At 44.4% G+C, this 6,676-nt stretch carries 6 protein-coding genes; 1 reads left to right on the top strand and 5 read right to left on the bottom strand.

The window, feature by feature from the left end:
• Positions 1–14: 14 nt before the first annotated feature.
• Genes V8G47_RS02445 through V8G47_RS02460 form a run of 4 tightly spaced genes read right to left on the bottom strand, consistent with a single transcriptional unit; the run spans position 15 to position 4,069 of the window.
• Complete coding sequence (locus V8G47_RS02445) at positions 15–1,484, bottom strand: phytoene desaturase family protein (protein WP_336198698.1); 1,470 nt, start codon at positions 1,482–1,484, stop codon at positions 15–17.
• A complete protein-coding gene (locus V8G47_RS02450) occupies positions 1,481–2,575 on the bottom strand; it encodes a glycosyltransferase (RefSeq protein ID WP_336198699.1) in 1,095 nt (364 codons plus the stop codon). The genes V8G47_RS02445 and V8G47_RS02450 overlap by 4 nt, the downstream gene beginning before the upstream one ends.
• Positions 2,576–2,588: 13 nt before the next feature.
• Entirely contained in the window at positions 2,589–3,305 is a 717-nt protein-coding gene (locus tag V8G47_RS02455) for a lysophospholipid acyltransferase family protein (RefSeq protein WP_336198700.1), read from the bottom strand.
• Positions 3,302–4,069 (bottom strand): carotenoid biosynthesis protein, encoded by a 768-nt coding sequence (locus V8G47_RS02460; protein ID WP_336198701.1) that lies wholly within the window; start codon positions 4,067–4,069, stop codon positions 3,302–3,304. Before V8G47_RS02460 ends, V8G47_RS02455 begins: the two co-directional genes overlap by 4 nt.
• Positions 4,070–4,218: 149 nt before the next feature.
• On the opposite strand from V8G47_RS02460, the gene V8G47_RS02465 reads away from it, so the two are divergent.
• Positions 4,219–5,577 carry an MATE family efflux transporter gene (locus V8G47_RS02465; protein ID WP_336198702.1) on the top strand — a complete coding sequence of 453 codons (1,359 nt, stop codon included), beginning with the start codon at positions 4,219–4,221 and terminating at the stop codon, positions 5,575–5,577.
• A gap of 45 nt (positions 5,578–5,622) precedes the next feature.
• Here V8G47_RS02465 and V8G47_RS02470 read toward each other — a convergent pair whose 3' ends face one another.
• Positions 5,623–6,396 carry an SDR family oxidoreductase gene (locus V8G47_RS02470; protein ID WP_336198731.1) on the bottom strand — a complete coding sequence of 258 codons (774 nt, stop codon included), beginning with the start codon at positions 6,394–6,396 and terminating at the stop codon, positions 5,623–5,625.
• Between the last annotated feature and the right edge of the window lie 280 nt (positions 6,397–6,676).

A 6,676-nucleotide genomic window follows, 5' to 3' on the forward strand; every position in this document is an offset into this window, starting at 1 on the left:
TGTATACATAAGAATTACCAGGCCCCATCTCTTTTCAGAATATAATTGGCTACATTCCTGCCACTTATCGTCACCATCGGGGATCCTCCCCCGGGATGCGTCGTTCCACCCGTGTAGAAAAGGTGTTTAATATCCTTGCTGACATTGGAAGGACGAAGGAATGCTTCGGTCATACGGTGGGAGGCAAGGCCGTAAAGGGAGCCTTTATAGGCTGAGAATTTATGTTTTATGGTGTCCGGTGTGTAGATTTTCTCCACTTCCAGGGATTCCTTTATGGACAGTCCCTTTTCTTCTAATGTATGATAAATCTTCTCTTTATACGACTGAGCTTGTTCATCGGTCAATTCGATGGCAGGTGCATTGACAAGGATAAATAAATTACTTCCCTTTGTGACGCTTGGATCTGTCGCTGCCGAATGGCTGATATAGATCGTTGGGTCACTCGGGAGTTTTTTTTCAGAGAATATTTCCGTGAATTCCTTTTGATAATCCCCTGTGAAATAAACCTGATGATGATGAATGGATTCCTGGAAGGTTCTGAGACCTGCTAAAATCACGAAAGCTGAAATCGACGGGTCATAGGAGTCAAGCTTCCCGTCAGGATGACTCGGTCGATCCCCTTCCTCTATCAATTCTTTCGTAGCCGTGATAAAATCCCCATTCACGATCACGTCGTCAGCAGGAAGAAATTCTCCATCTTCTGTTTTCACACCGACTGCCCTTTTCCCCTTCACCACGATCTCTTTTATTCGGACTCCGAGACGTATTCTTCCCCCGAGTTCCTGGAAGAAAGAACTAAACCCTTCCGCAATCCCCGGGTTTCCACCTTTCGTATAATACACCCCATCATTCATCTCAAGATGACCGATCAATGAAAAGGTGGCAGGGCACTCATAAGGTGATGAACCAATATATGTCGCATACCGATTGAACACCTTCAACACTTCTTCATCCTGAAAGAACCTTCTATGAAAATGATCCATTTTCTCAAAGGGACGGACCTTCATAAAGCTATAGGAAAGACTGGGGGAAAGATAATCCCTCCATGAACCAAATACCCTGTAAAAAAATCCACTCTCAGCCAATGTATAAAGTTTTTCAACTTCTTTTAAATACTCTGTATATTGTTCTGCCCCATAGGGGTCGATCCCTTTAAGTCCGTTCATCATTTCTTCGGGGTCGGCTGATTGATAGAGGACCCTTCCATCCGGAAAAACGTTTTTCGTATGTTTTGCGAGTCTTTCAAACTCAAAATAACGGGAGGAGTCCCCTCCTGCATCATTGATCACAGATTGAAAGACGTGAGGCATCGTAATCGTGTTCGGGCCGAAATCAAAGGAGTAGCCGTCAATTTCAACCCGCATCATTTTCCCGCCTGGGTGAAGGTTCTGTTCTATGACCGTAACGGTATATCCTTTACTTTGAAGGGATATCGCAGCAGACAATCCCCCTAAGCCCCCACCAATGATGATGATATTCTTCATGAATAGGTCCTTCCTTTCCACGTGTATCCCTGATTTTTCATTCCCCTCAGCATAGACGCCCACATGATGATGATAAAGAAGATGGAAGCGATAGGAATCAATAGAGAATGCCACTTTGATTGATTGGAAGCGATATCGATCATGAACGTTTGCACCCAGATTCCCATCAGGGGAAGGCCGTACACAAACTCACCGGAAATCAAACCATAAAGGGCTAAAGGCAGGGGAAGTATGAAGAATATGGAATAAAACAGGGAAAGGAGGATAACCGATATCGGACTTCTTCCTGTGCCTGCATAGATATTCTTCAAAAACCCTTCCCATACTTCCTTATTCGTTTCATACATATGACAGGTCACGTCAAAGCTATTATTGACAAGTGTCACCTTCCACCCATTTTCCTTTACCTTCCTGGAGAGATGGACATCTTCCAGAAGAGACGACTTAACAGCCTCATGTCCACCGCAATCATCGTATGCTTCCTTTTTGAAAAACATAAAAGCTCCATGGGCTGCCGTGAATGCGCTTCTGGTCGTATGATTTGCCACAGCGAGGGGAAGATGAAAATAGACGAGAAAGTGCTGGAACGGGACCAGCATTTTACTAAGGAAGGTCGGTATGGGAAACTGGGGAAATCCCGTTACAAGCCCCGAATCATATCGCTCCATTTGAAATAATACTTTCTCAATGATGGAGGGAGAAACCCTCACATCGGCGTCCAGATAAAGATAATACGAACCAGAGGCATGCCGACTAAGCTCGCTGCAGGCATGGACCTTTCCCACCCATCCTTGTGGGAGGGGCTTTCCATGGATGATCCTGAAGCGGGGATCTCCTTTCGTAAGACGTGTCAGGAGTTCTCTTGTATGATCCGTCGACCCATCATCCAAGATAATAAATTCCACGGGGGAATGGGTGATTCTTTTGATGCTTTCGATCAGCCCTTCTACATTCCTTTCCTCGTTCCTCATTGGAACCAGGACGGACACCAAGTCATTTACAGTCGATTTACGGGATAGCTTTGGTAAAAAAAGCAGATTGATCAACGTGGCCAGTACAAATAGGAAGGTGATCAGTATATAATAATTCATTTTCTCTCCACCCCTACTTTCTTCCCTTCCAAAAGCTCAACCACTCACTATTGGTCGGAAACCCTTTTAGCAACAATTCAAATGTGGATATGTTTTCATGGATGATATCCTTTTTCAAATCATCAAGCCTGGTTTCCAACCCCACCCTTAAGTGCCCTGTCAGCTCTGCCCTTGTTGAAAGCTGACTTGTATCCATGTCTTCCCGGCTAATCCGGATGAACAACTCGGGTCTTTGATCATGACGAAAGGTATAATAAAATGTGACCAGCGTGACAGTGATTTCCGGATTCCGTTTGTATAAATACCCCGGTCCACTCATAAAGGATAAGGGTCTTTTTTCAAGATGCTCTTCCTTCCCTTGAGGAAAGATCCAAACCGTTTTCTTCTCTTGTAAACACTTCTCAGCAAATTTCAAAGAAGTGATCAGGTCTTTGGGAGATCGGGGATTGACAGAGAATGCGCCGATTTTCCGAAAGAAGGAGAAATCCTCCATTCCTTTCTGGCTCATCATGGCGAAGCTGTCTTCTTTCATGACATGATGATTTAAGTAAAAGACCATCAAACCATCCCACCAGCTTGAATGATTGGCGAGTACGAGGTGACCTGAACCCAGTTGAAACGAATCTCGTTGGTCTTCAATCCACACACGATAAAAATGCTTCTTGAGCTGGTAAGTAAGATAGCCCGACAGCAGTTGTTGAAATCCCTTACTTTTTTTCGGTTCAATCATGTTACCTTCTCCAATCGGGTTCTTAGAATAAGAGATGCCGCGTAAAATGACGAAGTGACAAGAACCGCCATCCATAGCCCTTCCACCATAGCCGTCACCATAAACATCAAGATCACAAGAAAGTATAACCTCCTCATCCGGCCGCTCCATTTGGTAGTGAAAAGTTCACGCTTAATCCATATATACAGGAAGCATTGGATGAAAAAAGAAACACAAAACCACCCTAAGAAGTTTTGTGTGGGGATATCATAGTACGCCCCCCCTTGATCCCATATCCAGTATTCCCTGCCTTTAAAGGCAACCGGGTCGATGATCAAATCCATTGTCACCGCTAATAGAGAGGTCACTGTACTATAGACTAACGCTCCCCTAACTGTCTTCGCCCTGTTAAAGAGGAACTCATAATGTGACATGCTGGTAAATACCACCATGACCCAAGCGAAGCCGATTGTCACTGGCACACCGAATAATTGAAATCCAAAATCCTTCTCATAATGATAGGACCCGAATATCAGACCGTAATGGACACCTAAACTCTCGGCGATGATTGTAAGCAGCAAGATGCCTATTGAAATGATCAGTCCGGGTCGAATTCCGAGCCTCTTCATTGCATAAAGAATGGCCAATAACCCTGCTAAATATAAGAAGACGGCATTTGCCCATTGCAGGGACGGAGGCAGCCAGTCGAGAGAAACCAGGATGATCCCCACCCCATACCATATTATAAACACTATCCACAACCAGTCCTGCCAATGTTTAGTCATTCTTTCCCTCCCTTATGGTCATTTTCCTAATTCCCAATGAGACTTCGTTTGTTAAGCATATTTCACTCTCTATCCCCATGAAAATATGGTACAGTATGAAAGTGAAATTACCATGCTGTATCTGAAGGCATTCAGGAGGAGTACGTCCAATGAGAGAAACTCATACAATGAAAGATAAGATCAAACAACTATCCATCATACTCATCCCCATCCTTGTAACGCAGCTTGGGATGTTTGCCATGAATTTCTTCGACACGATCATGTCAGGGAAGTATTCTCCCATTGATCTTGCAGGTGTCGCCATCGGCTCTTCCCTTTGGGTGCCCGTCTTTACAGGATTAAGCGGGATCCTTTTGGCCGTGACGCCAATCGTCGCCCAATTGAATGGAAGCGGCAACAAGAAAGAAGTACCCCATACCGTACTACAAGGTGTATATGCAGCCATCGCATTATCGCTTATCGTCATGGTGACTGGGGGACTCGCCCTCAATCCGATATTAAACGGGATGAATATAGAACCGGAAGTCCGGAGTGTGGCGAAGGAGTATCTCATTGCCCTCTCGTTCGGAATGATTCCCTTATTTATCTATAATGTATTAAGGTCATTCATCGACGCCCTGGGGATGACGAGGGTGACCATGTTCATTACCCTGATGTCCCTGCCGATTAATGTCGTGTTCAATTACCTTCTTATTTTTGGTAAATTGGGACTCCCTGCACTTGGAGGGGTGGGTGCAGGTGTTGCGTCTGCCATCACCTATTGGCTCATTACACTCATCGCCTTCTGGGTCGTCCATACGAAAGGGCCTTTTAATCAATATAATATCTTCCGGACCATCCGTAAGCCTGACCTTGCTAAGTGGAAAGAAATTTTTGTGATCGGTGTACCGATTGGTTTATCCATTTTCTTCGAAGTAAGCATTTTTTCAGCTGTTACTTTGTTGATGAGCAATTACGATACAGTGGTCATTGCGGCTCACCAGGCAGCGATCAATTTTGCATCCTTCCTCTATATGATCCCACTGAGCATTTCCATGGCCTTGACCATCGTTGTAGGCTTTGAAGTCGGGGCTAAGAGGCTTCGTGATGCAAAGGTTTACAGCTGGATGGGCGTCAGCTTTGCATTGTTGTTAGCTGTCATATACGGAATCATATTACTCGTCTTCCGTTCTGAAATCGCCTATCTTTATTCGGATGATGCGTATGTATTAGAATTAACGGCTCACTTCTTATTGTATGCCGTATTCTTCCAGCTTTCAGACGCGATACAAGCCCCAGTCCAAGGTGCCCTCAGAGGATATAAGGATGTCAATATCACCTTTATCATGGCTCTTGTATCTTATTGGGTGATCGGCCTTCCATTGGGCTATATCCTTGCTAACTACACAACTTTCGGTCCATACGGCTACTGGCTTGGGCTTACATCGGGCTTAACCGCAGGCGCGATCACATTGTCAGGCCGACTCCTATTTATACAAAAGAAATACAGAAAACAATATAGTCAATAGATTAGTGACCGAAAGAGCAACGGAATGCATCACTGCCGTTGCTCTTTATTGATGAAATACCTTTCCAAGTACATCCTTACCACCTGTAACGGGAATGATGGAACCGGTAAGGAAATCGGATTCTTCCTGACACAGGAACAAAATGATCCTCGCCAAATCTTCCCCTGTTCCGGGTCGTCCAATCGGTGTATGTGGATCATGTTGTTCTTTGGCCCTGCTGATTTCGCTTTCTTTCCAATCACCTACTATGTCACCCGGGCAGACCATATTTGCCGTTATGCCGTTCTTTGCTTCTTCGATTGAAATCGTTTTTGTGAAGGAAGCGAGACCCGCTTTCGCTGCAGCGAATGCAGAACGGTAAATCCAGCCCGGTGCTGATTCGACCCTGTCATATCCAAATGTGATGATTCTTCCCCATTGTTTTTCACGCATCTTCGGAATCAATAACCTGGATAAGTAAAATACACTATTCAAATTCCCATTCACAATATAATTCCATTCTTCGGGGGAATAATCGGCAAATGACTTTCTTTCTTTAACATAGGGTCCCGCGTTGTGAATTAAGATGTCGACGCTCTCCACCTTACTCCAGATTTCTGATGCCATCCGTTCACATTCTTCCGGCAGGGAAATGTCCCCCTTGATTGGGATGATGGAATTGGAGTATGTTTGGGTTAATTCATCAACCAACCCTTCTACAAAAGAATCATCACTTCTATAATTCAGGATGACCGTGTTTCCTTCTTTAGAGAATTCCTCCACGGTCTTTCTTCCGATTCCCTTTGATCCGCCCGTTATCAGGACAACTTTATCTTCTATCATCAAGCTCACTCCACGTACTCGTTATATTTCAATAGTAAGAATGATTATCAGGAAATGCAAATCTAAGCTCTTAGACAATTCGTACCACATGGTATAAAGAAAACCGCGTATGCATTCAAATAATTAAGGGAAAATAAAAAAAGCAGACTCTCCAAAGAGAGACTGCTCAGACTGTAGACAAACCCCACCTTCACTTTAACCGAAGGTGGGGTTTTCTGATATTTTAAAAGATTTTTCTCCTGTTTCTAGGCTGGACATGGCCCTCGCCATGTCCAGT

It is taken from the genome of Rossellomorea sp. LJF3 (assembly GCF_037046045.1).
GTDB lineage: Bacteria > Bacillota > Bacilli > Bacillales > Bacillaceae_B > Rossellomorea.

Excerpts from the sequence above, each read along its gene's own strand:
- V8G47_RS02445 (WP_336198698.1), bottom strand. The coding sequence starts at position 1,484 with ATGAAGAATATCATCATCATTGGTGGGGGCTTAGGGGGATTGTCTGCT.
- V8G47_RS02450 (WP_336198699.1), bottom strand. The coding sequence starts at position 2,575 with ATGAATTATTATATACTGATCACCTTCCTATTTGTACTGGCCACGTTG.
- V8G47_RS02455 (WP_336198700.1), bottom strand. The coding sequence starts at position 3,305 with ATGATTGAACCGAAAAAAAGTAAGGGATTTCAACAACTGCTGTCGGGC.
- V8G47_RS02460 (WP_336198701.1), bottom strand. The coding sequence starts at position 4,069 with ATGACTAAACATTGGCAGGACTGGTTGTGGATAGTGTTTATAATATGG.
- V8G47_RS02465 (WP_336198702.1), top strand. The coding sequence starts at position 4,219 with ATGAGAGAAACTCATACAATGAAAGATAAGATCAAACAACTATCCATC.